The 26539-nt window shown below is 73.2% G+C and carries 29 protein-coding genes; 18 read left to right on the top strand and 11 right to left on the bottom strand.

Annotation, left to right across the window (positions count from 1 at the left end):
* Positions 1-24: 24 nt before the first annotated feature.
* Entirely contained in the window at positions 25-1914 is a 1890-nt protein-coding gene (locus ACFVSL_RS01940) for a choice-of-anchor A family protein (protein WP_386938006.1), read from the bottom strand.
* Between the two features lie 252 nt (positions 1915-2166).
* On the opposite strand from ACFVSL_RS01940, the gene ACFVSL_RS01935 reads away from it, so the two are divergent.
* Together ACFVSL_RS01935 and ACFVSL_RS01930 are read left to right on the top strand one after the other, a co-directional pair.
* On the top strand, positions 2167-2958 hold the full coding sequence (locus ACFVSL_RS01935; protein WP_386938004.1) for a siderophore-interacting protein: 792 nt from the start codon (positions 2167-2169) through the stop codon (positions 2956-2958).
* Positions 2959-2990: 32 nt separating this feature from the next.
* Entirely contained in the window at positions 2991-3518 is a 528-nt protein-coding gene (locus ACFVSL_RS01930; RefSeq protein WP_386938002.1) for a hypothetical protein, read from the top strand.
* Positions 3519-3545: 27 nt separating this feature from the next.
* Here ACFVSL_RS01930 and ACFVSL_RS01925 read toward each other — a convergent pair whose 3' ends face one another.
* Complete coding sequence (locus tag ACFVSL_RS01925) at positions 3546-4499, bottom strand: helix-turn-helix transcriptional regulator (RefSeq protein WP_386938001.1); 954 nt, start codon at positions 4497-4499, stop codon at positions 3546-3548.
* 62 nt (positions 4500-4561) lie between these two features.
* On the opposite strand from ACFVSL_RS01925, the gene ACFVSL_RS01920 reads away from it, so the two are divergent.
* Positions 4562-5734 (top strand): epoxide hydrolase family protein, encoded by a 1173-nt coding sequence (locus ACFVSL_RS01920; RefSeq protein WP_386937999.1) that lies wholly within the window; start codon positions 4562-4564, stop codon positions 5732-5734.
* 88 nt (positions 5735-5822) lie between these two features.
* Here the strand turns inward: ACFVSL_RS01920 and ACFVSL_RS01915 are convergent, their stop codons facing one another.
* Positions 5823-6665 (bottom strand): alpha/beta hydrolase, encoded by an 843-nt coding sequence (locus tag ACFVSL_RS01915; RefSeq protein ID WP_386937997.1) that lies wholly within the window; start codon positions 6663-6665, stop codon positions 5823-5825.
* A gap of 152 nt (positions 6666-6817) precedes the next feature.
* Between ACFVSL_RS01915 and ACFVSL_RS01910 the strand changes: the two genes are divergently transcribed.
* Both ACFVSL_RS01910 and ACFVSL_RS01905 read left to right on the top strand, forming a co-directional pair.
* Positions 6818-7399, top strand: a complete 582-nt coding sequence (locus ACFVSL_RS01910) for a TetR/AcrR family transcriptional regulator (RefSeq protein WP_386937995.1) — start codon at positions 6818-6820, stop codon at positions 7397-7399.
* Between the two features lie 161 nt (positions 7400-7560).
* Positions 7561-8172, top strand: a complete 612-nt coding sequence (locus ACFVSL_RS01905; protein ID WP_386937993.1) for a class I SAM-dependent methyltransferase — start codon at positions 7561-7563, stop codon at positions 8170-8172.
* Positions 8173-8198: 26 nt separating this feature from the next.
* Here the strand turns inward: ACFVSL_RS01905 and ACFVSL_RS01900 are convergent, their stop codons facing one another.
* Positions 8199-8963: an EI24 domain-containing protein gene (locus ACFVSL_RS01900; RefSeq protein WP_386937992.1), complete on the bottom strand. Its 765-nt coding sequence runs from the start codon at positions 8961-8963 to the stop codon at positions 8199-8201.
* A 57-nt stretch (positions 8964-9020) separates the two neighbouring features.
* Between ACFVSL_RS01900 and ACFVSL_RS01895 the strand changes: the two genes are divergently transcribed.
* Positions 9021-9854 carry an alpha/beta fold hydrolase gene (locus tag ACFVSL_RS01895; RefSeq protein ID WP_386937990.1) on the top strand — a complete coding sequence of 278 codons (834 nt, stop codon included), beginning with the start codon at positions 9021-9023 and terminating at the stop codon, positions 9852-9854.
* A gap of 6 nt (positions 9855-9860) precedes the next feature.
* Here ACFVSL_RS01895 and ACFVSL_RS01890 read toward each other — a convergent pair whose 3' ends face one another.
* Together ACFVSL_RS01890 and ACFVSL_RS01885 are read right to left on the bottom strand one after the other, a co-directional pair.
* Positions 9861-10943, bottom strand: coding sequence for a trans-sulfuration enzyme family protein (locus ACFVSL_RS01890; RefSeq protein ID WP_386937989.1), 1083 nt, complete (start codon positions 10941-10943; stop codon positions 9861-9863).
* A 9-nt stretch (positions 10944-10952) separates the two neighbouring features.
* Complete coding sequence (locus ACFVSL_RS01885) at positions 10953-11873, bottom strand: transposase (protein WP_386937988.1); 921 nt, start codon at positions 11871-11873, stop codon at positions 10953-10955.
* A 62-nt stretch (positions 11874-11935) separates the two neighbouring features.
* On the opposite strand from ACFVSL_RS01885, the gene ACFVSL_RS01880 reads away from it, so the two are divergent.
* A complete protein-coding gene (locus ACFVSL_RS01880) occupies positions 11936-12631 on the top strand; it encodes an NAD-dependent deacylase (protein ID WP_386937986.1) in 696 nt (231 codons plus the stop codon).
* A gap of 32 nt (positions 12632-12663) precedes the next feature.
* Here the strand turns inward: ACFVSL_RS01880 and ACFVSL_RS01875 are convergent, their stop codons facing one another.
* Positions 12664-13173, bottom strand: coding sequence for an NUDIX domain-containing protein (locus ACFVSL_RS01875; protein WP_386937984.1), 510 nt, complete (start codon positions 13171-13173; stop codon positions 12664-12666).
* A gap of 66 nt (positions 13174-13239) precedes the next feature.
* Between ACFVSL_RS01875 and ACFVSL_RS01870 the strand changes: the two genes are divergently transcribed.
* The 7 genes from ACFVSL_RS01870 (at position 13240) to ACFVSL_RS01840 (ending at position 19303) form a co-directional block, all read left to right on the top strand.
* Positions 13240-13878, top strand: a complete 639-nt coding sequence (locus tag ACFVSL_RS01870) for an NAD(P)H-binding protein (protein ID WP_386937983.1) — start codon at positions 13240-13242, stop codon at positions 13876-13878.
* Between the two features lie 241 nt (positions 13879-14119).
* Entirely contained in the window at positions 14120-15160 is a 1041-nt protein-coding gene (locus ACFVSL_RS01865) for a GNAT family N-acetyltransferase (protein ID WP_386937981.1), read from the top strand.
* A 99-nt stretch (positions 15161-15259) separates the two neighbouring features.
* Positions 15260-15454 (top strand): hypothetical protein, encoded by a 195-nt coding sequence (locus tag ACFVSL_RS01860; protein WP_386937979.1) that lies wholly within the window; start codon positions 15260-15262, stop codon positions 15452-15454.
* Positions 15455-15628: 174 nt separating this feature from the next.
* Entirely contained in the window at positions 15629-15931 is a 303-nt protein-coding gene (locus tag ACFVSL_RS01855; RefSeq protein WP_386937977.1) for a DUF1540 domain-containing protein, read from the top strand.
* Between the two features lie 185 nt (positions 15932-16116).
* Positions 16117-17577 (top strand): Gfo/Idh/MocA family protein, encoded by a 1461-nt coding sequence (locus tag ACFVSL_RS01850; RefSeq protein WP_386937975.1) that lies wholly within the window; start codon positions 16117-16119, stop codon positions 17575-17577.
* 22 nt (positions 17578-17599) lie between these two features.
* Complete coding sequence (locus tag ACFVSL_RS01845; RefSeq protein ID WP_386937974.1) at positions 17600-18679, top strand: discoidin domain-containing protein; 1080 nt, start codon at positions 17600-17602, stop codon at positions 18677-18679.
* A 138-nt stretch (positions 18680-18817) separates the two neighbouring features.
* The gene (locus ACFVSL_RS01840) at positions 18818-19303 is read left to right on the top strand and encodes a helix-turn-helix domain-containing protein (protein WP_386937972.1); all 486 of its coding nucleotides are present in this window, start codon (positions 18818-18820) and stop codon (positions 19301-19303) included.
* Here the strand turns inward: ACFVSL_RS01840 and ACFVSL_RS01835 are convergent.
* The 3 genes from ACFVSL_RS01835 to ACFVSL_RS01825 all read right to left on the bottom strand — a co-directional run bounded on the left by ACFVSL_RS01835 (position 19285) and on the right by ACFVSL_RS01825 (position 21134).
* Positions 19285-19911 (bottom strand): ClpP family protease, encoded by a 627-nt coding sequence (locus ACFVSL_RS01835; protein WP_386937970.1) that lies wholly within the window; start codon positions 19909-19911, stop codon positions 19285-19287. The genes ACFVSL_RS01840 and ACFVSL_RS01835 overlap by 19 nt on opposite strands.
* A complete protein-coding gene (locus tag ACFVSL_RS01830; protein ID WP_386937968.1) occupies positions 19908-20528 on the bottom strand; it encodes a ClpP family protease in 621 nt (206 codons plus the stop codon). The genes ACFVSL_RS01835 and ACFVSL_RS01830 overlap by 4 nt, the downstream gene beginning before the upstream one ends.
* Before the next feature lie 81 nt (positions 20529-20609).
* Positions 20610-21134 (bottom strand): MarR family winged helix-turn-helix transcriptional regulator, encoded by a 525-nt coding sequence (locus tag ACFVSL_RS01825; protein ID WP_386937966.1) that lies wholly within the window; start codon positions 21132-21134, stop codon positions 20610-20612.
* Between the two features lie 101 nt (positions 21135-21235).
* Here ACFVSL_RS01825 and ACFVSL_RS01820 point away from each other — a divergent pair, with 101 nt between their 5' ends.
* Entirely contained in the window at positions 21236-21808 is a 573-nt protein-coding gene (locus ACFVSL_RS01820) for an NADPH-dependent F420 reductase (protein ID WP_386937964.1), read from the top strand.
* Between the two features lie 70 nt (positions 21809-21878).
* On the opposite strand, the gene ACFVSL_RS01815 is transcribed toward ACFVSL_RS01820, so the two are convergent.
* On the bottom strand, positions 21879-22745 hold the full coding sequence (locus tag ACFVSL_RS01815; RefSeq protein WP_386937962.1) for an MBL fold metallo-hydrolase: 867 nt from the start codon (positions 22743-22745) through the stop codon (positions 21879-21881).
* 60 nt (positions 22746-22805) lie between these two features.
* Between ACFVSL_RS01815 and ACFVSL_RS01810 the strand changes: the two genes are divergently transcribed.
* The 3 genes from ACFVSL_RS01810 to ACFVSL_RS01800 all read left to right on the top strand — a co-directional run bounded on the left by ACFVSL_RS01810 (position 22806) and on the right by ACFVSL_RS01800 (position 26516).
* Positions 22806-23534 carry an NUDIX domain-containing protein gene (locus ACFVSL_RS01810; RefSeq protein ID WP_386937960.1) on the top strand — a complete coding sequence of 243 codons (729 nt, stop codon included), beginning with the start codon at positions 22806-22808 and terminating at the stop codon, positions 23532-23534.
* Between the two features lie 2 nt (positions 23535-23536).
* Positions 23537-25000, top strand: a complete 1464-nt coding sequence (locus ACFVSL_RS01805) for a phytoene desaturase family protein (RefSeq protein ID WP_386937958.1) — start codon at positions 23537-23539, stop codon at positions 24998-25000.
* 73 nt (positions 25001-25073) lie between these two features.
* Positions 25074-26516, top strand: coding sequence for a lipase maturation factor family protein (locus tag ACFVSL_RS01800; RefSeq protein WP_386937957.1), 1443 nt, complete (start codon positions 25074-25076; stop codon positions 26514-26516).
* The last annotated feature ends 23 nt before the right edge of the window (positions 26517-26539 follow it).

The following is a 26539-nucleotide window of genomic DNA, read 5'->3' as shown; positions in this document are numbered from 1 at the left end:
TCAGGCGAGGCCGGCGCCGGCCGATCAGACCTTCCGGCGTCGCGCGACGACGATCAGCGCACCGGCGACGAGCAGTGCGAGCGCCGCGGCGATCATCGGCACGAGGCCGTCGACACCGGTCTCGGCCAGGTCGTCGGAGCCGTCGGGAGCGGGGGAGGGCGTCGGCGTCGGCACGACGGGCGAGGCCGTGTTCGTCACGACGACCCGGACGTTCGCACCGTCGGCGATCGTGACGGTGGTCGCGCTCAGCTCGGGCGTGCCCCACTCGACACCGTCGACGGCGGGCAGGTCGACCTCCTCGAAGGCGACGACGATGCCGTCGGGCAGGTCCTGGGGGCCGTCGACGACGGTGCCGTCTGCGGGCAGCCCGAGTTCGCCCGAGATCGTCTCGCCGTCGAGCTCGTACGAGTAGGCGAGGGTGAAGACCGTGTCGGCCGGCACGGCGTCGGCCGCATCGCCCTCCACCAGCTTCGACGCCGAGAAGCCGCCGACCGAGTCGATGCCGGTCGCCGTGCGGTTGGTGACCGTGACGAGGGTGTTCTCGCCCGAGCCGACCGTGACCTGCTCGGGGGTGATCACGGGCTCGCCCCACTCGACGCCGGGGATCACCGGAACGTCGACCTCCTCGAAGTCCACGACCGTGCCGACCGGCAGGTCCTGCGGGCCGTCGACGACCGTTCCGTCGGCGAGCAGCGCGAGCTCGCCCGTGACGGTCTCGCCGTCGAGCACGTAGGAGTACTGGAGCGTGAACTCGGTGTCGGCGTGAACGCTCGCCGCTTCCGGTCCGGTGACGGCCTTGGCGGCCGAGAAACCGCCGACCTCGTCCTCGTCGTCCCGGCAGTCGAACGGGCCGCCGCCCGTCCACGGGTAGTTGTGCTGCTCGTTGCCGACCCCGCTGGTCGTGAGGTCGCCGCCGACGTGCAGACGGCCGTTCGTCGAGGCGGTCACGGTGGCGTCTGCGGCGGGAGCGAGGATCGACCCCATCACCTGGCTCGAACCGCCGATCGTGAGCGAGGTCGCCTCGGTCACGTTCCACATGATCTGCGAGGCGGCGTTGCCGAAGTTCGGCGAGGAGAAGGCGTCGACGCGTTCGCCGTTGAGATCGAAGTAGCTCGGCGAGAAGGACGCCGTGCCGCCCGTCACGTTGACGAGGATCGGCGCGTGCTCGGGAATGCCCGCGAAGAACACCTCGCTGATCGACGCGAGCGAGGCCGCGTCGATCGTGAAGACCTGCATGCCGGCGCCGCCGCCCGTGAAGGTCGCGCGGATGCCCGAGACGTCGGTCGTGCCGGTCGCCGGGGTTGCGGCGAGCTCGGCCGAGGCGGCCACGATCACGTCCTGGAAGTCGGCGTAGGGGTCCATCGCCGAGGCCTGCCCGAGGCCGGTCAAATACTCGGCGCCGTTCGTCTGGACCTGGCCGGCGGCGCCGCCGGCGGGGCTGCCGGTCGCCCCGACATGCACCGCGCCGCCGCCGGGGACGTTCGCGCCGATGTCGACGCGGGTCGCACCGGTCGCCTCGAGCGTGCCGCCGACGGCGAGCATGGTGCTGCCACCGGGCGGCACGATGCCCGATCCGACGCCGACCGCACCGACGTTGAAGATGCCGCCGGCGTCCTTGTCGAACGTGGCGTCGCCGCGCACGAGCAGCAGGCCTTCGCTCTCGGCGGCGGCGCCCGTCGCGAGGTAGTCGCCGCCCGCGTAGACGGCGACGTTGGCGTCGGTGTAACTCGGGAGGTTGCCGATCGGGGGCATGCCGCCGTCGGGCGGGCAGATCGGCAGCGGTTCGGCGGCGTACGCGCGCTCGGCCGGAGCTGCCCCGGTGATCGCGACCGCGCCCACGAGGGCGAGTCCGGCGATGGCGAGCAGGCTGGTGAACGAGCGAAGGCGCGGGGGACGGGCAGCGCGAGTGTGCATGGGCGCGGTCTCCGTTTCGGGGGTGAACGGGAATGGGGAACGAGTGGATGTCGTGGGTCGCGACAGATTCACTCGATCAAGAGATGCGGGGAGCGCCGGATCATGATGCGACTTCGCTCGGATTCTCAGGATTCCTTTCGAACGTCGGTCGCGTCGAACCTCGGTCGCGAGCGCTGAGACGCGGGGTGTCCAGGCGCCCGTCGAGTATGTAAGGTAAGCATTACCTAACTCGCCCCGCAATCGAGGAGTCCCATGGCGATCAGCAACATCGCGGTCACCCACGCGCCGAGCGGCGTCGTCGAGGTGGAGGTCTCCGGCGCCGTCCGCATCTCCCCGCACTTCGTGCGCCTGACCGTCGCCGGCGACGAGCTCGCCGGCTGGCGGCACCTCGGCTTCGACCAGTGGTTCCGTCTCGCGGTGCCGACCGCGGGCGACACGCGCTTCGACAACCTCGCCGACACCTACGACATGGCGGGCTACCTGCGCTACCTCACGCTTCCGAAGGCCACCCGCCCGGTGATCCGCAACTACACGGTCCGCGAGTTCCGCCCCGACGCGCTCGAGCTCGACATCGACTTCGTCGTGCACGGCGACCACGGCGTCGCGGGACCGTGGGCGAGCGGCCTGCCGCTCGGGGCATCCGTCGCCCTCATCGACCAGGGCTGCGGCTACCGCCCCGTCGAGGCCGACCACACGCTGCTCGTCGGCGACGAGAGCGCGATGCCCGCGGTGCTCGGCATCCTCCGCGACCTCCCTCGCGACGCGCGCGGACAGGCGATCATCGAGCTGCCCGACCTCGCCGACCGGCAGCACGTCGACGCGCCCGACGGCGTCGACGTGCACTGGCTCGTGCGCCGGCCCGAGCAGCCCGCCGGTCGCGCCGCGCTCGACCACCTGCACGAGCTGCGGATCCCCGAGGGCCCGGTCTACGCCTTCGCCGCGGGGGAGTCGAAGCTCGCGACGGGCGCGCGCCGGTTCCTCGTCAACGAACGCGGCGTGCCCAAGCGCAACGTGACCTTCTGCGGCTACTGGCGCGCCCACTGACCCGGTCGGTCCGCGGCGCGTAGACTGCGGAAATGGAGGCTCCGGCCAGCACCACACTGGTCGTCGTCGGGGACGAGGCGACGAACGCCATCCATGCGCTCGAGCGGTTCGCGAACGTGCGAGCGGCGACGCTGCCCGACGCCAGCGATGCCGACGTCGCCAGGTGGTCGGCCGCCGGCGCGGCGCCCTACGTCGTGCACGACCACGACCCGCTGTCGCACGTCGCCGCCGCGTGGGTCGAGTTCTTCGACGACCTCTCGACGTACGGCGTGCTCGAGCTCGAGATCGCGAGGGCGCTCGAGGCGGCCGGTCGGCACGACCTGACGGTGCCCGACTACTACGTCGTCATCCACCCCGAGACCCTGCCGGTCACCTGGAAGCACTGGTGGCTCGGCGTGCTCGCGAGCGCATCGCCGAGCCGGGTCATCCCGTGGCCGGCCGCCGACGCCTCGCTCGCCCAACTGCTGCGCCGCCTGCCCGCCGCGCGCGCCTGGCCCGAGGTCGACGCGTGGCTGCCCGGGGTGGCGGCCGCGGTGCCCGACCGGGTCGGGCTCGGCTGAAGGGCTCACCCCCCGAAGCCCGAGCCCTCACCCCTCCGCGGCCCTGGCGTACCGCTCGGAGTACGTGCGCAGGACCGACCGCAGCTCGATCGGCGACTCGACGGTGAAGTCCATGCCGAGCATGCCGATGTAGGCCGCGATCGTGTCGAGCGAATCGGCACCGGTCACGAGCACCGAGGTCTCGTCGTCGACGGGCTCGACGACGCCGACCGCGGGGTTGATGCGGTCGAGCACGGCGCCCGCGGGCGCGGCGATGCGCAGCCGGGCGTGCACGATCCAGCCGGTCGCGGCGATCGCGCGCATGGCGAACGCCGTCGCGTCGCCGCCGGGGATCGGCTCGGGGTCGAACCGCCGCCGGGTGGGCATGCGCGGCTCGATCCAGTCGACCCGGTAGGTGCCCCACTCGTCGCGGCGGGGGTCGCGTGCGACGAGGTACCAGCGGCGCTGCCAGCTCAGCAGCCGGTACGGTTCGACGAGCACGGGCTCACCCCTGAAGTCGAACCGCAGCCACTCGACGTCGCGGATCGCCGATGCCACGGCCTGCAGCACCGCCGGATCGACCTCGGGGTCGGGCGCGTCGGTGCCGGTGTTCTCGGGCGCCCGGTCGACGGTGCCGTGCAGCGCCTCGACGGTCGGCCGGAGCCGCGAGGGCAGCACCTGTTCGAGCTTCGCGAGCGCGCGCCCGCTCGACTCCTCGATGCCGGCGATGCCCGTCGCCGCCCGTAGCCCGACCGCGACCGCGATCGCCTCCTCGTCGTCGAGGAGCAGGGGCGGCAGCTTGCCGCCGGCGCCGAGGCGGTAGCCGCCCGCGGTGCCCCGGGTCGCGTCGACGGGGTAGCCGAGCTCGCGCAGGCGATCGATGTCGTTGCGGACGGTGCGGGTGGTGACGCCGAGGCGCGCGGAGAGCTCGCCGCCCGTCCAATCGGGTCGGGACTGCAGGAGCGAGAGCACGGCGAGGAGTCGGGAGGCGGTCTCGGACATGTTTCGAGTCTCCTCTTCCATTAGGAACGAACTGTTCCTCTATCGACCGTACCGTCGGAGACATGAACACCACCACCGCTTCCACCGAGATCCGCCCCTTCCGCGTCGAGGTCGCCCAGGCCGAGCTCGACGACCTGATGGACCGACTGGCGCGCACCCGCCTGCCGCAGCCGTCGCCCGTCGACGACTGGGACGCCGGCACCCCGAACAGCTACCTCCGCGACGCCGTCGAGCGCTGGCGCGACGGCTACGACTGGCGTGCCGTGGAGGCGCGCATCAACGAGGTGCCGCACTTCGTCACCGAGGTCGACGGCCAGCCGATCCACTTCATCCACGTGCGCTCGCCGCACCCGGGCGCGACGCCCCTCGTGCTCGCGCACGCCTACCCCGGGTCCTCCGTCGACTACCTCGACCTCATCGGCCCGCTCACCGACCCGGTCGCGCACGGCGGCCGCGCCGAGGACGCGTTCGACGTCGTCGTCCCGGATGCCCCGGGCTTCGGATTCTCGAACCCCCTCGCCGGGTCGGGCTGGACCACCGCCCGTGTCGCCCGCGCGTACGACGAGCTCATGCGCCGTCTCGGGTACACCGAGTACGGCATCCACGGCTCCGACAACGGCGCGCTCGTCGCGCGCGAGCTCGGGCTGCTGAATCCCGAGGGCCTCCTGGGGCTCCACGTCCTCCAGCTCTTCTCGTTCCCGTCGGGCGACCCCGCCGAGTTCGAGCGGCTCGAACCGCAGGACTACGCCGGCCTCGAGCACATGCAGTGGTTCCAGTCGGTCGGCGGCTACAACGCGATGAACGCGAGCCGGCCGCAGACCGTCGCCGTGGGGCTCAGCGACTCGCCCGTGGGCCTCCTCGCCTACAGCGAGCTCTACAACTCGTTCGGCAACGGCACCTCGCTCGTGCCGCTCGACACGATCCTCACCGAGGTGAGCGTCAACTGGTTCGCGAACGCCGCCTCGGGCATGAGCCGCATGTACCTCGAGGACGCGCGCGCCGCCGCCGCGGCGGCGGCAGCGGGGGAGGAGCCCGCCGTGAATGCGGCACCGACGGGGGTCGCCGTCTTCGCCGACGACTTCCAGACCATCAGGGTGTTCGCCGAGCGCGACAACTCGAACATCGTGCACTGGAGCCGCTTCGACCGCGGCGGCCACTTCGCGGCGCTCGAGGTGCCCGAGCTCGTGATCGGCGACATCCGCGCGTTCTTCGCCGGGTTGCGCCGGGCGGTCTGAAACCGCTGCCACGACCTGGACCGGGTCGGACGCGGCGAAGGCGCGGACCCCTGGGGGTCCGCGCCTTCCGCGCGTCGTGCGAGCGGCCTCAGGCGGCCTGCGTCGCCTGCGCGTGCTCGGTCGCCCAGTCGAGCGCGTACTCGGCGACCTCCTCCCAGCCGTCCTGGCTGACGATGCGGTGCGTGCGACCCGCGAACTCGCGGAGCTCGACGATCGCCGGGCTGCCGGTCGAGGTGTACTTCTTCACGATCGCCCGGCCGATGGCCGGCGGCACGACGTGGTCGATCTCGCCCGTGATGACGAGCAGCGGCGCGCGATCGGCGCGGGCGTAGTCGACGTGGGTGACGCCGCCCTTCTCGTTGATCGTCGAGGCGACGCCCTCGAAGAACACCCGGTTGTACGAGTTCACCGCGAACTCCTCCCACAGGCGGTCGGATGCCTCGCGGCCGAGGTCGTTGCCGAAGGTGAAGTGGAAGTGCGCCTTCGAGAGGGGCTTGGCGCCGTTCTTGTCGAACGGGTTGGCGAGGATGGGGAAGCCGGTGCGAAGGGTCGACGGCGGCAGGGTCGTGATGCCGGCGGTCTGCCCCGGCTCGACGCCGACGTAGGCGGCACCGAGCCCGCGGTCGGCGAGCATCTGGGTGATCACGCCGCCGAAGGAGTGGCCCATGATGATCGGCTTCTCGGGGAGCGAGCGGATGATGCGCTCGTAGTGGTCGGCGATCTGCTTCAGGCCGACGCCCTTGAGCGACTCGGGGTTCGAGCGGATGTCGGCGACGTCGCGGTCGTCGATGCCGGGCCAGCCGGGGACGATCACCTCGTGGCCGCGGGCCCGGAAGTACTCGGCCCAGGTGTCCCAGCTCTTCGGGGTCATCCAGAGGCCGTGGACGAGGACGATGGTGGCCTTGCTGTTGTTCGCGCCGGTGGTGTTCATGATTCCTGCTCCTTCTGGTGGTGCGATCGGGATGACCGCTTCGTGATCCGTGAAGCAGAACGATCGTTCTATCTCTTTCTATTCCGAGACTGTATGCCCACGGCGGAACGGATGTCAAGCAAAAAGAGAAAGATCGTTCTATCATTTTCGGTATGGCTGCACGAACGACTCCCACCGGCGCCTCCGCGGCGCGCGAACGGCTGCTCCGGACGGCGACGGAGCTCTTCTACCGCGAGGGCATCCACGCCGTCGGGGTGGACCGCATCATCGCCGAGGCCGGCGTCACCCGCGCGACCTTCTACCGGCACTTCCCGAGCAAGGAGGACCTCGTCGAGGCGTACCTCGGCGTGGAGGACGCGAACATCCGCGGGGCGTTCGACGCGGCCGAGGCGTCGGGCGCCGAGCCGCGGCAACTCGTGGGGCTCGTCATCGAGGGCCTCGCCGACGACGTCGCCCGCAACCACACGCGCGGCTGCCCCTTCATCAACGCCGCAGCCGAGTACCCCGACCCCGACAGCGGCGTGCGCCGCACCGTCGGCGAGCACCGCGAGTGGTTCCGCTCGGAGCTCGAGACGGTGCTCGCCGCCGCAGAGGTCGAGGCGCCCGAGCAGGCCGCGGCGCAGCTCGTGCTGCTCCGCGACGCGGCCATGGTCGGCGGCTACCTCGACGGCTGGGAGCGCGTGCGCCCGGCGTTCATCGCCGCCGCCACGCGCACCGTCGGCCTCGACCGCTGACGGCCGCGCCGAGGCATCCCCCTGCTTCTGCAGGAGAATTGCGCTGAGCCGGGCTGTCAGCCGACCATGCCGACCAATCTCCTGCAGAAGCAACGGGGCGGCGAGGCGGCGAGGCGGCGACGCGGGGTGACAGCGGGGACGGGCCGCGGTAGCGTGCCGGGGTGGCACCCGGCGAACTGATCAGCCAGGACGCGGTCGACGAGCTCGGCCGCGAGCTGCTCGGGCGCGTGCGCGGCCGGGTGCTCGAGATCGGCGCGGGCGAGGGCGAGAACTTCGGCGCCTTCGAGCTCGGGGTCGAATGGATCGGCCTCGAACCCGACGCGCGGCGGCGCGCCGAGCTCGCCACACGCGGGCGCGAGTGGGGCCACCCGGCCGAGCCGCTCGACGCGGTCGCCGAACGCATCCCGCTGCCCGACCACTCCGTCGACGCGGTCGTCGGCACCTTCGTGCTCTGCTCGGTGACCGATCAGGCCGCCGCGCTCGCCGAGGTGCGTCGCGTGCTCGTCCCGGGCGGGCGGGTCGTCTTCGTCGACCACGTCGCCGCGCCCCCGGGCACGCTCAAGCGCGCGGTGCAGCGGGTCGCGACCCCGATGTCGAAGCGGTGGTGCCACGGATGCCACTGGGATCGCGAGACCGAGGCGGCCCTCCTCGCGGCGGGGTTCACGGGCACCGAGGTGTGCCGGGTGCGCGCGAGGTCGATGCCGTTCGGGCCCGTGCCCATCCTGCTCTTCGAGGGCCGCGCGCCCGCTGCTTCTGCAGGAGATGTGCACTGAGCCGGGCCCAGAGCAGGGGATGGGGCCTAATCTCCTGCAGAAGCAGCGGCAGCAGCAGCAGCAGCAGCGTCGATCGCTGAGCGGGCGAGCATCGTCGAGCCGGCCACCGCCGCGGGCATCGCGATCACCGCGCCGAGCGGCACCATGAAGCAGAGCTGCGTCGCGACGCCGAAGCCGAAGATCGAAGAGCGCCGGCCCCTGAGCATCCGTCGCCGATCGTCGCCGCGCAGCCCGCGGGCCGCGAACGCCCGCGAGACGAGCTCGGCGGCGAGCAGCCGCCCCGACAGCACCACGCCGAGCACTGGACCGACGACCGCGCCGACCAGGGGGACGAGCCCGACGAGGCCGACGCCGATCGCGATGAGCGCGCCCATGCCGATGAGGCCGAGCGAGTCGCCGACCGCGCGCCAGAACCCCGGGCCGTGCTCGGGCACTTCGCCGCCGAGCTCGGTCTCGACGGCGCGCCAGATCGCCTCGTAGAACGGGTCGCCGACCGTGAGCGTCACCGCGGTGAAGGTGACGGCCGCGAGCACGACCGCCGCTGCGAGGATCACCGCGCCGAGCGCGCCGCGCACGAGACCGGGCCAGGGCTCGACCCAGTCGTCGGCGAACGGCGTGAGCCAGTCGGTGAGCGACGGCAGCGAGAAGCCGAGCCCGACGAGGGCGGCGACGACGAGGAGGAACACGATCGCGGCCGGGATGAGCCCGAGCAGCATCACCCGAGGGCGCTTCGCCCAGAACGCGAAGCCGCGCAGCAGCATCCGCACGCCCAGCAGGAAGCCCTCGATCACCCGCCCAGCCTAGGCTGAACCAGCCGGCCGTCCGCCGGCGTCACGAAGGAGGCCCGCATGTCGATCACCCGCGAGGTGCGGCTCGCCGACGGACGCGTGCTGCGCGCCCACGACTCCGGCGAGGACGCCTCGGCGTCGCTCGCGCTCGTCTGGCACCACGGGTCGCCGCAGACCGGCGCCCCGCTCGACCCGGTCGCCGCCGCGGCGGCGGCGCGGGGTATCCGGCTCGTCTCGTACGCCCGGCCGGGCTACGGCGGCTCGACGCCGAACCCCGGGCGCGACGTCGCCTCGGCGGCCGACGACGTCATCGCGATCGCCGACGCGCTCGGCATCGGGCGGTTCGCCTCGATGGGTGCCTCGGGCGGCGGCCCGCACGCGCTCGCGGGGGCGGCCCGTCACCCAGACCGGGTGACCGGCGTCGCCGTGCTCGCCGGGATCGCGCCGTACACCGAGGCGTTCGACTGGTACGCGGGCATGCAGGCGCCCGGAGGCCTCCGGGCGGCACGCCGGGGCCGCGAGGCGCGGGCGCGTTTCACTGAGACCGATGAGTTCGACCCCGAGCAGTTCCTGCCGGTCGACGTCGCGGCGCTCGAGGGGCGATGGGCGTCGCTCGGCGCCGATGCGAGCCGCGCCGGGGCGCAGGGCCCCGAGGGGCTCATCGACGACGACGTCGCCTTCGCGAGTCCGTGGGGTTTCGCGCTCGCCGAGGTCGCCGCCCCCGTGCTGCTCGTGCAGGGCGAGGGCGACCGCGTGGTGCCCCGGCGGCACGCGTCGTGGATGCTCGCGCAGCTGCCGAAGGCCTCGCTCTGGATGCGCCTCGACGACGGGCACGTCTCGGTGCTCGACACCGTGCCCGACGCCATGGACTGGCTCCTCGCGCGAGCCGGCTGACGCCGATCAGGCGATCGAGTCGAGGGCGCCGCCGAGATCGTGCCAGAGGTCGTCGACCTGCTCGATGCCGACCGACAGCCGCACGAGGCCCTCGGGGATCGTCGGCTGCTCGGCGGGCCAGCGCCGGCGGCGCTCGAGCGTGGACTCGACCCCGCCGAGGCTCGTCGCGTGCACCCAGAGCCGGGTGCGGGCGGCGAGCTCGTCGGCCGGTGCGGCGCCGCCGCGCACGACGATCGACACGATCGCGCCGAACCCCGGGTAGCGCACCTCCTCGAGGGCGGCGTGCCCGTCGAGACGGCGCACGAGCTCCTGCGCATTGGCCTGCGCCCGGTCGAGCCGGACCGACAGCGTGCGCATCCCGCGCAGCGCGAGGAACGCCTCGAGCGGCGCCGGGATCGCGCCTGCCATGCTGCGTCGCTGCACGAGGGCGGCGGCGTGCTCGTCGCTCGAGGCGATCGCGGCCCCCATCACGACGTCGCTGTGCCCCGAGAGGTACTTCGTCGCCGAGTGCACGACGAGGTCGGCGCCGAGCTCGAGCGGGCGCTGCAGCAGGGGCGTCGCGAAGGTGTTGTCGACGGCGACGAGCGCACCGTGCTCGTGGGCGGCGGCCGAGATCGCGGCGATGTCGGCGAGCTCGAGCGCGGGATTCGTCGGCGTCTCGAACCAGACCAGCTCGGCGCCGGCGCACGCGGCGGCGACGGCGGCGGTGTCGGCGATGTCGACGAAGCGCACCTGCAGCCGGCCCTGCGCGGCCCGCTCCTCGAGCAGTGCGACCGTGCCGGTGTACGAGTGCCTGGGCGCGACGACGAGGCCGCCGGGCCCGACGAGGTCGAGCACGGCCGAGATGGCCGCCATGCCCGAGGCGAAGCTCACGCACCGACCGCCTTCGAGCGCCCCGAGCACGTCCTCGAAGGCCGTCCAGCTCGGGTTGCCGTACCGTCCGTACGCGACCTCACCGCCCGCCACGTACGTCGAGGTGAGGTGCACGGGCACGTTCATCGGAGCGTCGGACGCGTGCGCCGGGCGCCCGGCCACCACGGCGACGGTCTCGGGGCGGAGGGCGGTGGCGTCGTCACGGGAGTCGGGCATGCCGACAGGCTAGCCGAGCGCCTCGCGGGCCGCGGCCGCCTCGTCACGCGCCGACTCGGCGACCCTCGCCGCCCGGTCGCGCTCGCGCCCGAGCCGCCGCGACTCCCTGCCGTGCTCGCCGAGCCGGTCCTCGACCTCGCGCAGCTCGGCGTCGAGCTCCTCGCGTCGCGCGGTGTCGGCGGCGATCCGGTCGGCGAGCGCCGCGAGTTCGCGTTCGAGGGCGTCGAGGGCATCGGATGCCTCGGCCGCACGCGCGTCGGCCGCCTCCGCCTCCCGTTCCCGTTCCGCGCGCTCGCGCTCCGCCTGCTCCGCGCGCTCGCGCTCGCGTTCGCGCTCCGCGCCGTCGTCGGCCGATCCGCCGCCCCGACGGCTCGCCTTCGGGCGTGCCGAACGCGTCGGCGCCGCGGCGCCGCCCGGGCCGCTCGGGCCGCCCGCGACCGCGCCGTCGAGGTCGACCTCGAGGCCGACCGCCTCGAGGCCGCGCACGAGGCGCCCGCTGCGCACCGCGTCGGCGGCGGAGGCATCCACCATGCCGGCGTTGAGCGTCTGGGCGATCTCGTCGAGCACCGGCTGGCGCACCGGGGCGTCGAGCTCCTCGGCCAGTGCCCCGGCGTCGCGCGCGAGCGCCGCGACGAGCGCGCGGCGCTGCTTGGCGAGGCGGGCCATCGCCGGGGCGTCGAGCTCGGCCTGCGCGGCGCGCAGCTCTTCCCCGAGCCCGAGCAGCTGGTCGAGCTCGTCGCCGCGGTGGCGCACGAGCTGGTTCACGAGCCAGGCCGCCGGCGCGGGGCGGCGCAGTGCGAGCACGGCATCGGCCAGTTCGCGGTCGTCGTCGCGCAGTTCGCGGCCGCGGCCGTTCCGGGCCGCGGTGAACTCCTCGGGGCGCAGCGCGTACAGCGCCGCCGCCTCGTCGATGAGCGCATCGCCCCCCATAGGGCCATCCTGCAAGATCGCGCGCGATTCCGACAGCCGCCGCGACGTGGTCTCATGGAGGCATGCGGGTCGTCGTGCTGACCGGGGCCGGCATCTCGGCAGAGAGCGGGGTGCCGACGTTCCGCGACGCCGGCGGACTGTGGGAGGGGCATCGCGTCGAGGACGTCGCGACCCCCGAGGCCTTCGACCGCGACCCCGACACGGTGCAGCGCTTCTACGACGCGCGCCGCCACGCCGTCTCGCTCGCCGAGCCGAACCCCGCCCACGAGGCGCTCGCGCGGCTCGAGCTGGAGCTCGGCGACGACCTCCTCGTCGTCACCCAGAACATCGACGCGCTGCACGAGCGGGCGGGCTCCCGGCGCGTGCTGCACATGCACGGCGAGCTCGCGCTCGCCCTGTGCCTCGCCTGCGCCGAGCGTTCGCCGGTGCCCGGCGACCTCGTCGATCGCCCGGCGTGCCCGGCGTGCGGCGAGCGGATGCTGCGCCCCGACGTCGTCTGGTTCGGCGAGATGCCGTACGGGCTCGACGAGATCGAGTCCGCGCTCGCGTCGTGCGAGGTGTTCGCCGCGATCGGCACCTCGGGCGCCGTGTACCCGGCGGCCGGATTCGTCGTCACCGCGGCCGAGTACGGCGCCCGCACGGTCGAGCTGAACCTCGCTGCGAGCGAGATCACGCCGCTCTTCGACGAGGTGCGGCACGGCCCCGCGAGCGTCGTGGTGCCGGCGTGGTGCGACGAGCTGCGCTCGACGGGCGGGTAGCGCCGCGCTCGTCGGCGAGCGGCGCGGCCGGCCTACACGGCCGACGGGTCGGGGGACTCGGCGATCCGCGCCTCCAGCGCATCGAGCACCTGCCGCTGGCCCTTCGTGACGAGGGAGCGCGCCTCGTCGATCGGCACCCAGCGGGCGTCGTCGACCTCGGGGAACGATCGCAGGCGCCCCGAGCGCGGAGGCCACTCGAGCTCGAAGAGGTTGCTCTCCACCCGGCCGACCTCGAACTCGGGCGCCTCGGCCGCGTAGACGCGGGTGAGCTTGCCGGTCGAGGAGCGGAACTCGCCGAGGTCGTCGTACTCGAGGTCGGGTGCGGCGACGCCGATCTCCTCGCCGAACTCGCGCCGCGCCGCGAGCAGGGGGTGCTCGGTCGCGGGGAGGTACTCGCCCTTCGGCACCGTCCAGGCGCCCTCGTGCCGCCGCTCCCAGTAGGGGCCGCCCATGTGCGCGATGAAGACCTCGAGCACGGTGCCGGCCGATTCGTCCGCCGCCGGCGCGCGGTACAGCAGGATGCCCGCGCTCGTCACCGGCATGTCGCCCACCCCGTCGCGCGCGACGACGCCGGGTAGCGTTGAACCCGAGAAGCGAAGGAGTTCCGCATGGCACGCATCGTACTCATCGGAGGTCACGGGAAGGTCGCACTGCGCCTCTCCCGCCTGCTCGCGGCGCGCGGCGACGAGGTCGACGCCGTGATCCGCAACCCCGACCACGCGGCCGAGGTCGCCGCGACCGGAGCGAACCCGGTCGTCGCCGACATCGAGACGCTCGACGCCGACGGCTTCGCCGAGCTCGTGCGCGGGCACGACGCCGTCGTCTGGTCGGCCGGCGCGGGCGGCGGCGATCCCCGGCGCACGTACGCGGTCGATCGCGACGCCGCGCTGCGCTCGATGGCGGCCGCCGAGGCGGCGGGCGTCCGGCGCTACGTGATGGTGTCGTACTTCCGCTCGCCCGACCACTCGGTTCCCGAGGCCGACCCGTTCCACGCCTACGCGGAGGCGAAGGCGGCGGCCGACGAGCACCTCGTGACGACGGCGCTCGACTGGACGATCCTCGGCCCGAGCCGGCTCACCGACGGCGAGGGCACGGGCCGCATCGACGCCGGGGCATCCGAGAGCCTGACCGTCGACCGCGCGGACGTGGCGGCCGTCGCGGCCGCCGTGCTCGAGGAGCCGTCGACCGTCGGCCGCACGATCCGGTTCAACGAGGGCTCGACGCCGATCGCCGACGCGATCCGCTGACCCGCGCGGGTCTGGGCGCCCGGGTCACTGCCCGCGCGGTCGTCGTATCAGCGCCCAGAGCGAGGCGAGCAGCAGCACGCCGCCCACCGCGCCGATCAAGCCCAGGATCGACCACAGCATCGTCTCCGTCGACATCGCCCACCTCCGTGTCCGTGGCTTCATCATGCCTGCGCGGCGGCGCGAACTCCAGCCTCGGATGCCGGGCCGTCGGCATCGGGCGCCTGCATGGCAGGATCTGAGCATGGCCGATCCGCGACTTCCGCTGTCGAGGCGCGTGGGCGCGGCCCCCGCGCCCACCGTGCCCGAGCACCCCGACGTCGACCGCTGGCGGCCGGCCGTGCCGGGCGACCTCGACGAGCTCCTCGCGTTCCACGCCGACGTGGCGCGCGTCGACCACCCGAACTGGGTCGAGTCGCGCGACGAGCTCCTCGAGACCTTCGAGCTCTCGCACGTCGATCCGCGCCGCGACACGCTGGTGGGCGTGGCGGAGGACGGCCGGATCCTCGCGAGCGGCGCCGTGTTCCTGCCGCCGGGGCAGGAGACCCTGGTCCGCTCGATCGTCGCGGGGGCGGTGCGGCCCGAGGTGCGGGGCCGCGGCATCGGGCGGCGCCTGCTCGGGTGGGAGCTCGCGCGGGCACGCGAGCAGCTCGCCGCGAGCGACAAGCCCCTGCCGGGCTGGATCATGGCGCACGCGGAGGAGGTCTCGCCCGACGCCCATGCGCTGCTCGAACGGGCCGGCCTCGAGCTGCGCCGTCACTTCTTCACCCTGGAGCGCGAGGCCGCCCGGCCCGTCGACCTCGGCTCCGCCGACGAGGAGGTCGCGATCGTGCCGTGGTCGGCCGAGTGGACCGAGTCGGCCAGGCTCGCGCGCAACGCCGCGTTCGTCGACCACTGGGGCAGCCAGTCGACCGACGAGGAGCGCTGGACGCGCTTCGTCGGGGGCGAGCAGTTCGCGCCCGGGCTCTCGTTCCTCGCGATCGCGCCGGTCGACGGCCGTGACGAGGTCGTCGGCTTCGTGCTCGCCCTGCGCAACGAGCAGGACTGGGCGGGCCAGGGGTTCAGCTCCTCGTACGTGCAGCTCGTCGGCGTCGTGCGCCCGTGGCGCGGCCGCGGCATCGCCCGGCACCTGCTCGCCCGGCACCTCGAGGCCTGCCGCGACGAGGGGCTCGAGAAGGCGACGCTCGACGTCGACGCCGAGAACCCGACCGGGGCGCTCGGCCTCTACACGGGGCTCGGGTTCGAGGTCGCCCACTCGCATCGGAGCTACGTGCTCGAGTTCTGAGCCACGGCCGCCCGTCGTGCCCGTCGCTGTCAAGCGGTTGACGGATGCCTCGGTCCGACGCACGCTCGGAGGACCGACGATCGAGACGAGGAGGGCGCGATGAGCGACGCGACGCACGACCGGAGGCGCCCCCGGGAACCCGGCCGGCCCGACGCGGAAGGCCGGCTCGACCGCGAGGGGGAGCCGGCGGAGGGCGGCCCCGACCGGGGCGACGATCCGAACGACGTGGAGGCCGACAACGCCGTCGAGGAGGACACGATCGAGACGGTGGATCCCGACAACGCCCCGGCGTGAACGTGCCCCGAGCACGGCGAGCCCGGCGCTGCGAAGGTAAGGCAATCCTCAGAAGAAAGTCGCACTGATCTGCGGAAAACCGTTCGGAGATTGCTGCGGGATCCTGACTGCGGGGTTAGCATCCAGATACCGGGCGGCCGTCTCGATGGGTCGCACCCACCACAGGAGGTCACCATGAGCATGACGCTCGACGAGTTGCCCGCGGTCGCCGAATGCTCGGTGTCCGGCTGCTCCTACAACGATCACTCGCACTGCCACGCCGCCGCCGTGACGATCGCCGGATCGGTCGGCGACGCCGAGTGCGCGACCTTCATCCCGCTGAGCAGCAAGGGCGGTCTCGACAAGGTGCTCACCCACGTCGGCGCCTGTCAGCGTTCCGAGTGCGTGCACAACTCGAAGCTCGAGTGCACCGCGGCCTCCGTGCGCATCGGCGCCGGGGTGGACGATGCGGACTGCCTGACGTACGAAGTCGCCTGACCGCAGACGAAACGGGCCTCACCGAATGATCGGTGGGGCCCGTTTTCTGTGGAGCGCGCGGCAGAATTCGGCGAGCTTCTGCATCTTCATGATCGATTGGGTCAGTTTCCAATCAACTCTTGACATCCATCGCTCACCTGCGACAGTGTGCTCAGCAACCACACACACGAACTCTGGAGAGTGCAATGTCGCGTTTCTTCACCAGTCCGCGCGAGAAGGTCGGAGCTGCCGCCGACCTCGAATCCGTGGCATCCGGCTTCACCCGCAGGAACCTGCTCGGCGGCGCCCTCGCCGGCGTCGCACTCGCGACCGCCGTGAGCTCGGGCGCGGCGACGGCCGCCGTGCCGGCACGCAAGCAGGGCTCGCGCTCGATGGCGAACGAGCCGTTCAACCAGGTCGACACCGTGAAGATCGGCCTGATCGGGCTCGGCAACCGCGGCATGGGCATGCTCGGCAGCTGGGTCAGCGTGCCGGGGGCGCAGGTCGTCGCCGTCTGCGACATCAGGGGCGACCGCGCGACGCGAGCGGCCGACCGCGTCGCGAACGCCGGCAAGCCGCGGCCCCGCGAGTACGGCGGCTCGGACGGCTCGTTCCAGAAGATGCTCGACACCGAGGAGCTCGACCTCGTCTACATCGCGACGCCGTGGGAGTTCCACCACGTGCAGGGCAAGGCCGCCCTGAAGGCGGGGGCGCACGTCGGCGTCGAGCTGCCGATCGCGACCGAGCTCGACGAGCTCTGGGACCTCGTCGACACGAGCGAGCAGACCCGCAAGCACCTGTTCCTCATGGAGAACTGCTCGTACGGCCGCAACGAGCTCGCGATGCTGAAGATGGCGCACGACGGCGTCTTCGGCGACATCACGAGCGGGCACGGGGGCTACCTGCACGACCTGCGCGCGCTGCTCTTCAACGACGGCTACTACACCGACGACTGGCGGCGCATCTGGCACACGAAGAGCGTCGCGAGCTTCTACCCGATGCACGGTCTCGCCCCGATCGCGGCCGCGATGGACATCAACCGCGGCGATCGGCTCACCACGCTCTCGGCGACGGCCTCCGCACCGAGGGGCCTCGCCGACTACCGCGAGCGCTTCGTGCCGCGCGACCACCGCTCGTGGAAGGAGGAGTACATCAACGGCGACCTCGTCACCTGCATGATCTCCACCGCGAACGGGCGCATGATCCGGGCCGAGCACAACGTGAGCCAGCCGCGCCCGTACAGCCGCATCAACACGATCGAGGGCAGCCGGGGCATCTTCGAGGACTACGTCGGCGGCGACGCGACGGGCGCCCGCATCTACGCCGAGCCGATCCACAGCGGCGACACCTGGCGGGGCGCGAGCGCGCTGCGCGCCGAGTACGACCACTGGCTCTGGAAGGACCTCGAGGGCCCGGCCGCCGGCGGCGGCCACGGCGGCATGGACTACATCCTGCAGTGGCGGATCGTCCAGCAGATGCGCACCGGCCAGGTGCCCGACATCGACGTGTACGACTCGGCGGCCTGGTGCGCACCCGTGCCGCTCAGCGTGAAGTCGATCGAGAAGGGCGGGCGCCCGGTCGAGGTGCCCGACTTCACCCGCGGCGAGTGGAAGAAGCTCCGACTCGGCCTCGACTCCGTCCGCACCACGATGCCCGCCGTCGTCTGACGCCCGAACGAGAGGAACCGCCATGACCATGAAGACCGTCCGCCGCGGCGCCATCGCGGCGCTCGCACTCGCCTCGACGCTCGCACTCGCTGCGCAGCCCGCATTCGGCAGCACGCCCGACGATCCGGCGCCCGGTGCGACGAGCACGCCGGCGCCGTCGCAGGAGCCCGGAACGACCGAGGCCCCGGCATCGGAGGCGCCCGACACCGACGCACCCGACACCGACGCACCCGAGACCGGGGCGCCCGAAACGGAGGCCCCTGCACCCGAGGCCTCGGCGGCCCCGGAGCGGAGGGCCGAGGCTGCCGGCGAGGCGCCTGCCGAGGAGGCCGAGATCGACGTCTCGATCTCCGAGATCAGCCTCGAAGGACCCGCGATCGTCGACGTCGAGGTGACGGTGGCGAACGACTCGGACACGGCGATGAGCAAGGTCGCCGTCTCGTTCACCGGCCCCGTCGGCTGGCAGGTCGCCGTCGTCGACGACGAGCTCGGTCGCATCGCCGCGGGTGACGAGGAGGTCGCCGTCTTCCAGCTCCGCGTCCCCGAGAAGCGACCCGGCTACGCGCTCCGCGTGTTCACCGCGACCGCCGACTACCGGGGCGGCGACGGCGCCGGGAGCGCGACCGGCACGCTCTCCGTCCCCACCATCCCGCCGCTGCCGAACCTCATCGACCAGACGCAGCTCTCGATCGCCGAGGTCTCGAGCGAGGAGACGGTCTCCGAGAACACGCCCGCCACCAAGGCGATCGACGGCGACCCGTACACCTTCTGGCACACGGCGTACCGCAACGGCGCCGTCCCGTATCCGCACCACGTCACCCTCGACCTCGGGGCGAGCTACGACGTGACGGGCCTCGAGTACCTGACGCGGCAGAACGCGGTCAACGGCCGGATGAAGGACTACCAGGTCTTCGTCTCGGCCGACGGGACGAGCTGGGGCGACCCCGTCGCGACGGGGTCGTTCACCGGCGACCTCGGGCCCCAACGCGTCGAGTTCGCTCCCGCGGCAGGCCGCTACGTGAAGCTGGTCGGACTGAACTCCGTGGCCGGCAACGCGTTCGGCGGCGCCGCGGAGATCAACGTCGGCGGGGTGCCCCGATGAGGGTGCTCGGGGCGTCCTGACGCGATGAGGCGCAGGCGGCGCGGGAGCGATCCCGCGCCGCCTTCGTCGTCGCTGCCGCCGTTCTGCTGTGAGCGGATCGGGCTGTCGCCCCTTCGGCGCCGCGGCTAGCCTCGTCGCATGGGCAAGGTCGTCGAGTTCCCGCGAGCACCGCGCACCGAGAAGCCGCTCTGGCGCAACGAGCTGGGGGAGGTGCTCCGCGGCGAGCGTCGCTCGCAGGAGCGCATCCTGACCGAGGTCGCCGCCACCGCCGGGGTCTCGCCCCAGTACCTCTCCGAGATCGAGCGCGGCCGCAAGGAGCCGTCGAGCGAGGTGCTCGGCTCGGTCGCCGGGGCGCTCGGCCTCGAGCTCGTCGAGGTCGTGCACCGCGTGGCCGCCTCGCTCGAGGCTCGGCGCGAGCTCGAACGGCGCGAGGCCGAGCGGCGCGAGCGCCTCGAGCGCGAGGTGTCGTTCGCCTTCCGCGCCGACCTGCCGGCGGGGCAACCCGCGCTCGGGATCGACGCTGCGCTCGAGATCGACGCCGTGCTCGACCTCGGCGGCGCGATCGCCGCGGGCGACGCGACGATCGCCGCGCCGCCCGGCGGCGTCTACCTGCTCGTCGCGTAGGCGGCGCCCGCGCCGACCGCGACCTGTGCGGTCAGCACGTGGTCGGCGAGGCCGTACTCGACGGCGGCGGTCGCCGAGAGGATGCGGTCGCGGTCGGTGTCGCGCCGCAGCGTGGCCGCGTCGTGCCCGGTGTCGGTGGCCAGGGCCGCCTCGAGCTCCGCACGCACGCGCACCACCTCGTCGGCGTGGATGATGAGGTCGGGGATGGAGCCCCGGCCCTGGGTCGAGGGCTGGTGGAGCACGACCCGCCCGTGCGGCAGGATCGCGCGCTGCCCCTTCGCCCCGCCCGCGAGGAGCACCGCGGCCGGCCCGGCCGCCTGGCCGACGCACGTGGTCGCGACATCCGGCCTGATGTGCTGCATCGTGTCGTAGACCGCGAGCGCCGCGCCGGGCGAGCCGCCGGGGGAGTTGAGGTAGAGGCTGATCGGGGTCTCGCTCGACTCGGAGGCGAGGTGGAGGAACTGCGCGATGAGCACGTTCGCGACGCCGTCGTCGATCTCGGTGCCGAGGTAGACGATCCGCTCGGAGAGCAGCCGGCTGTAGACGTCGAGCGAGCGCTCGGTGCTGCCGCGCTTCTCGACGACGTAGGGGATCGTGTAACTGGTCATGCGGGCACTCGCAATCCGGTCGGGGGCCGTACGGCCCGGGGGAACATCTCGTCGAAGCCGTCGGCGACGCGGTCGATGAAGCCGTAGTCGACGGCCTCCTCCGCGGTGTACCAGCGGTCGCGCAGGGAGTCCTCGGCGATCCGCTCGAGCGGCTGGCCCGTGTTCGCCGCGGTGATGCCGAGCACGGTGTCGCGCATGTGACGGAGGTCGTCGGCCTGCAGCTCGACGTCGACGGCGGTGCCGCCGATGCCCGCCGAGCCCTGGTGCATGAGGATGCGCGCGTGCGGGAGGGCGAAGCGCCGCCCGGGGGTGCCCGCGCTCAGCAGGAACTGCCCGGCGCTCGCCGCCATGCCGTAGGCGATCGTCGACACCTCGTTCGGGATCGAGCGCATCAGGTCGGCGATCGCGAGCATCGCCGACACCGAGCCGCCGGGCGAGTTGATCCAGAACCGGATGTCCCGGCGCGGGTCCTCGGCCGCGAGGGTGAGGAGTTGGGCGCAGAGGCGGTTGCCGCCCTGCTGGTCGAGCTCGTCGCCGAGCACGATGATGCGTTCGTGGAAGAGCCGGGCGGTGAGCTCGGCGTCGATCGGCTGGATCGCCGGGGTCTGTTCGCTCATGACCCCAGCCTGCGCCGCCCACGCGGAGCGCGGGGGCGGTGCTGCTCACGGCAGTGCTGCCGTCGGCAGCAGCGGCCGCCGTCAGCCCGCGAGCGTGCGGACGACCGGCCCCTCGCTGAACTGGCAGGAGGTCGCCGAGAGCCGCTCGTCGGGATCGAGCTTCGACAGCACCGCGCCCGCGATGGCGTAGAGCTGCTCGAGCTGCTCGGCGCTCAGCGCGTCGAACACGTTCGCGCGCACCGTGTCGACGTGGCCGGGCGCCGCGTCGGCCATGAGCTCGAGCCCGGCCTCGGTGATCGTCGCGTTCGTCGCGCGCCGGTCTTCGGGGCAGGGGAAGCGACGGATCAGCCCGCGCTCCTCGAGGCGGCGCGCGACGTGCGAGAGCCGGGGCAGGGTCGCGTTCGTGCGCGAGGCGAGCTCGGTCATGCGCATGGTGCGACCCGGCGCGTCGGCGAGGGCCATGAGGGCGACGTACTCGAAGTGGGTGAGGCCTGCGTCACGCAGGAGCTGGGCGTCGAGCGCTCCCGGCAGCAGTTCGGCGACGGCGATGAGGCGCACCCAGGCCGCCGATTCCTCGGGGGAGAGCCACTGCGTTTCGTCTGCCATGACTCGATTCTACCTCATTGGTTGACGGAACAACTGAATTGGTCTACAGTAATGGTTGTCGAAACAAGTAATCGCGTCGAACGGCGCGGAGAGGAATCGCAATGACGACCGTCAGCATCATCGGGAACGGCAACATGGGCAGCGCGATCGGCGGCATCGTCGCCGCGGGCGGCAACAGCGTCGAGGTGCTCGGCCGCGATCTCTCGCAGCCCGTCACCGGCGACATCGTCGTGCTCGCCGTGCCGCACTTCGCGATCGCCGAGATCGCCGAGGCCCGCCGCGCCGAGCTCGCCGGCAAGATCGTCGTCGACATCACCAACCCGCTGAACTTCGAGACCTTCGACTCGCTCGTTCCCGCGTCCGACAGCTCGAAGGCCGCCGAGCTCGCCGAGCTCCTGCCCGAGTCGCGCGTGCTCAAGGCCTTCAACACGAACTTCGCCGCGACCCTCGCCTCGAAGTCGGTCGGCGAAGAGGGCACCACGGTGCTCGTCGCCGGCGACGACGCGGTGGCCAAGCAGGCCCTCATCGACGTCGTGCGCGCCGGCGGCGTGAAGGCCATCGACGCGGGCGCCCTCAAGCGCGCCCGCGAGCTCGAGTCGATCGGGTTCCTCCAGCTCACCCTCGCCGTGCAGGAGAAGATCGGCTGGACGGGCGGCTTCGCCGTCGCCGCCTGACGCGCACCGCACCACGACGAATCGCCCGGCTTCGCATGAAGCCGGGCGATTCGTGCGTTTCGAGATCGGTTCAGGCCGAGCCGCGCAGGTAGCGCAGCTGCGCCCGAACGGATGCCTCCGCCGCGCCCCGCACCGAGGCATCCGTGTCGGCGTAGACGAGGTCGGTCACCTCGCCGACCGAGGCCTCGGCGCCGAGCCGCGCGAGCGCTCCGCGCATCTGCTCGAGCCGCTCGGCGCGGTGCGCGAGATAGGCGTCGCAGATCGCGGCGAGGTCGGGCAGCGCCGGGCCGTGCCCGGGCAGCACCGCGACCCGCTGCTCGGCTCCGAGGGCCCTGAGCGTCTCGAGCGACTCGAGATAGGGGCCGAGCGCGCCGTCGGGGTCGGCGATGATCGTCGTGCCGCGACCGAGGATCGTGTCGCCCGTGAGCACCGCGATCGGCGAAGCTGCCCCGGCGTCGGCCGCGCGCTCGCCGGATCCTCCGTCGCGTTCGCCCTCGCCCTCGTCCTCGCCCAGCAGCGCGAAGCAGACCGAGTCGGCCGTGTGCCCCGGCGTCGCGATCACCGTAAGCTCGATGCCGGCCGCGACGAGGCGCTCGCCGTCGGCGAGGGGCGCCGCACCGCGGCAGAACACGGGGTCGATGGCCCGCACCGGGGCTCCGGTCATCCGCGCGAAGGCGTCGATCGCCTCCGTGTGGTCGGCGTGGTGGTGCGTGATGAGCACGAGCTCGACCGGGCCGGCCGCCGCGAGCCGTTCGAGGTGGCCGGGGTCGGCCGGGCCGGGATCGACGACGACCGTCGAACGGGCGCCCGGCGCCTGCAGCACGTACGAGTTCGTGCCGTCGAGGGTCATCGGGCCGGCATTCGGGGCGAGCACCGTGCGGGCCAGTCGCGCCGGCCCGGCCGGGTCGACCCGCTGGTGCGCTGCGGCGTCGTCCATCCCGGCAGTGTATCGGCCCGCCCCGGTGCGAGCGCGGGCCGACCGGCTTAGTCTGAGGGGATGGACAGCGCGCCCGAGTCCCCGAGCTCACCCGTCGCCACCCGATCCGCCGCCACCGTCGTGCTGCTGCGCGACGGCGAGCTCGGACTCGAGGTGCTGCTCGCCGAGCGGCCGAGCGACCGCGGCACCTTCGCCGGCGCGTGGGTGTTCCCGGGCGGCGCGGTCGACCCGGCCGACGTCGCAGGCGACCCGCCCGAGAGCCTCGCCGCGGCCCGTCGTGCGGCCGTGCGCGAGGTCGAGGAGGAGGTCGGCCTCGTCGTCGACCCCGACGAGCTCGTGCCGTTCTCGCTGTGGACCCCGCCCGAGCGCTCGCCGAAGGCACTCACGACCGCGTTCTTCGCCGTGCGCGTGCCCGACGGCGAGCTGCGACTCGCGCCCGAGGAGCTCGTCGCCGCCGCGTGGCTGCGACCCGTGGACGCCCTCGACCGTCACGCCACGGGCAGCCTCACCCTGTGGCCGCCGACCTGGGTGACGCTGCACGGGCTGCTCGACGCGCCATCGGTCGACGCCGCGCTCGCCGCGTTCGCCGCCGGCGAGGTGCGGCCCTTCCGGGCCCGGCGCGACGAGGTGCGTCGCATGGTGCTGTGGCAGGAGGACGACGAGTACGACGCCGTGCTGAGCGGCGAGGGGCGCGGTCCGGCCGTGCCCGACGACGCCCCCGACGCGCAGGGCAACCGCCACCGACTCATGATGGACCGCCTGCCCTGGGTCTATCTCCGCACCTTCTGAGCATGGTCGACGTCACCGTCGTCGGATCGGGGCCCAACGGGCTCACCGCAGCCGTCGTCGCCGCCCGCGCCGGGCTCGCCGTGCGCGTGGTCGAGGCGGCGCCGACCCTCGGCGGGGGAGTCCGCACCGCCGAGCTCACCCTGCCCGGGTTCCGTCACGACGTCTGCTCGGCGGTGCATCCGGCGGCGCTCGCCTCGCCGGTGTTCCGCGAGCTGGGCCTCGTCGACGGCCCTCGCGCCCCCGAGTGGATCGTGCCCGAGGCCTCCTACGCGCACCCGCTGCCCGGCGGCCGCGCCGGCATCGCCTGGCGCGACCTCGACCGCACCGTCGACGGGCTCGGCGCCGACGGCCGCGCGTGGCGACGCCTCGTCGCGCCGCTCCTCGCCCGGCAGCGCGGCGTCGTCGACTTCACCGGTTCGCAGCTGCTGCGCGTGCCCCGCGACCCGATCGCGGCGTTCCGGTTCGGCCTCCGCGCGCTCGAGCAGGGCACCCGAGCCTGGGACCGGCGCTTCACGGGCGACGTCGCGCCCGCGCTCTTCACCGGGGTCGTCGCGCACGCGGCGGGCGGGATGCCGTCGCTCGCCTCGGCGGGCGCCGGGCTGCTCATCGCCATGCACGCGCACGGGGTCGGCTGGGCGCTCCCGCGCGGCGGGTCCCAGGCGATCGCCGACGCGCTCCTCGCCGAGCTGGCGGAGCACGGCGCCGAGATCGTGACGGATGCCCCGGTGCAGGCGCTCGACGAGGTGCGGGGCTCCCGTGCCGTGCTGCTCGACACCTCGCCCGAGCTCCTCTTCACGGCCGAGCTGCCGCACCGCTACGAGCGCGCCCTGCGCCGATACCGCTACGGCACCGGCATCGCGAAGGTCGACTTCGCGCTCGACGGGCCGGTGCCGTGGGCGAACCCGGCCGTCGGGCACGCGCCGACCGTGCACCTCGGCGGCAGCCGGCGCGAGATCGCCGCGGCCGAGAACGCCGTCGCACGCGGGCTGCAGCCCGGCGTCAACACGCGGGTCGCGGGCGACGGCGGCGCGCCGCGGCATCCGTACGTGCTCGTCTGCCAGCCGAGCGTCGTCGACCCGAGCCGCGCCCCTGCGGGCAAGCAGGTGCTCTGGGCGTACACGCACGTGCCCGCGGGCTCGACGCTCGACGCGACCGAGCTCGTGACGGCGGAGGTCGAGCGCTTCGCGCCCGGGTTCCGCGACGTCGTGCTCGCGAGCGCCGCGAGCTCGGCCCGCGAGGTCGGCGCGTACAACCGCAACTACGTCGACGGCGACATCTACTCGGGGGCCCTCGACCTCGCGCAGCTCGTGAAGCGCCCCGTGGTCTCGACGGCGCCGTGGCGCACGCCCGTCGACGGCGTGTACCTGTGCTCGAGCGCGACCCCGCCCGGGCCCGCCGTGCACGGCATGAACGGCTGGTACGCCGCGAAGCTCGCACTGAAGGAGCGATTCGGGCTCAGCGTCTGAGGCGCCTCGACGTGGTCGCGAGAAGGTCGCGGCGCTCCTCCTCGACCGACCGGGGCGGGCGTAGCGTGGAGGGGTGGACTGGACCGCCTGGTTCGACGCGCACGACTACGAGGTCGCCCGCCAGGTGCTGCAGCGCGGCGTCGGCGCGCTCGCCGTCGTCGCGTTCTGGTCGACGCTGAACCAGTTCCGCCCGCTGCTCGGCGAACACGGCCTGCTGCCGGTGCCCGCACTGCTGCGCCGCTCCACGCGACTGCGCGGCCCGAGCCTGTTCCGCTGGGGGTACAGCGACCGGCGGCTCGTGGCGGTCGCCGTGGCCGGGATCGTGTTCGGGGCATCCGTCGTGCTCGGACTGCCGCAGCTCGGGCCGCCGTGGCTGCCGATGCTCGCCTTCCTCGCCCTGTGGCTGCTGTACCTCTCGATCGTGAACGTCGGCCAGACCTTCTACGGCTTCGGCTGGGAGATGCTGCTCTGCGAGGCGCTGTTCACGGTGGCCTTTCTCGGCTCGAACGACCAGCCGCCGCCCATCGTGATCGTCGTCGCGATCTGGTGGCTCGTCTTCCGGCTCGAATTCGGCGCGGGCATGATCAAGATCCGCGGCGGGCGCGAGTGGCGCGACCTCACCGCGCTCATGTACCACCACGAGACCCAGCCGATGCCGGGCCCGCTCAGCCGGCGGGCGCACCTGCTGCCGCCGTGGTTCCACCGCGGCGAGGTGATCGGCAACCACTTCGCGCAGCTCGTCGTGCCGTTCCTGCTGTTCGTGCCGGGTCCGGTCGGCTCGGTCGCGGCGGCGATCGTCATCCTCACGCAGCTCTGGCTCATCGTCACCGGCAACTTCGCCTGGCTCAACTGGATCACGGTCGTGCTCGCGGCGTCGGCGGTCACCGACCCGGTCTGGCACCTGCTGATCCCGGCGATCCCCGAAGACCTGGGCACGGATGCCTCGGGCTCGCCGCCGTGGTGGGCCGTCGTCGTGCTCGCGGTCGGCCTGGTGATCGTCGTGCTCAGCTGGTGGCCGCTGCGCAACCTGTTCGCGCACCGCCAGCTCATGAACGCGAGCTTCAACCGCTGGATGCTCGTGAACGCGTACGGCGCCTTCGGCACGGTGACGAAGCGGCGCATCGAGATCGTCGTCGCGGGCACGCTCGACGACGTGCCCGACGACGGTGCGGCGTGGCGCGAGTACGGCTTCAAGGGCAAGCCCGGCGACGTGCGTGCGCTGCCGCGGCAGTGGGCGCCGTACCACCTGCGGCTCGACTGGCTGATGTGGTTCCTGCCGCTCGGGCGCATGTGGGAGCCGTGGTTCGAGGTCTTCCTCGAGCGCCTGCTCGCGGCCGACCCGCCGACGCTGGCGCTGCTCGCCCACGACCCGTTCGACGGTGCGCCGCCGAAGTGGATCCGCGTGCGGGCCTACCACTACCGCTTCGCGACGCGAGCCGAGCACCGGGCGACGGGTGACCGCTGGGTGCGGAGCCTCGAGGCCGAGGTCGTGCCGCCCGCCGCGCGCTGGGAGTGAGCGGCGCGAGGCGCCGTCCACTC

Origin of the sequence: Agromyces sp. NPDC058064 (assembly GCF_042885275.1) — a bacterium.
Taxonomy (GTDB): Bacteria; Actinomycetota; Actinomycetes; order Actinomycetales; family Microbacteriaceae; genus Agromyces.
Note: the sequence above shows the minus strand (reverse complement) of the source record. Positions and strands in the feature narration are given on the sequence as shown.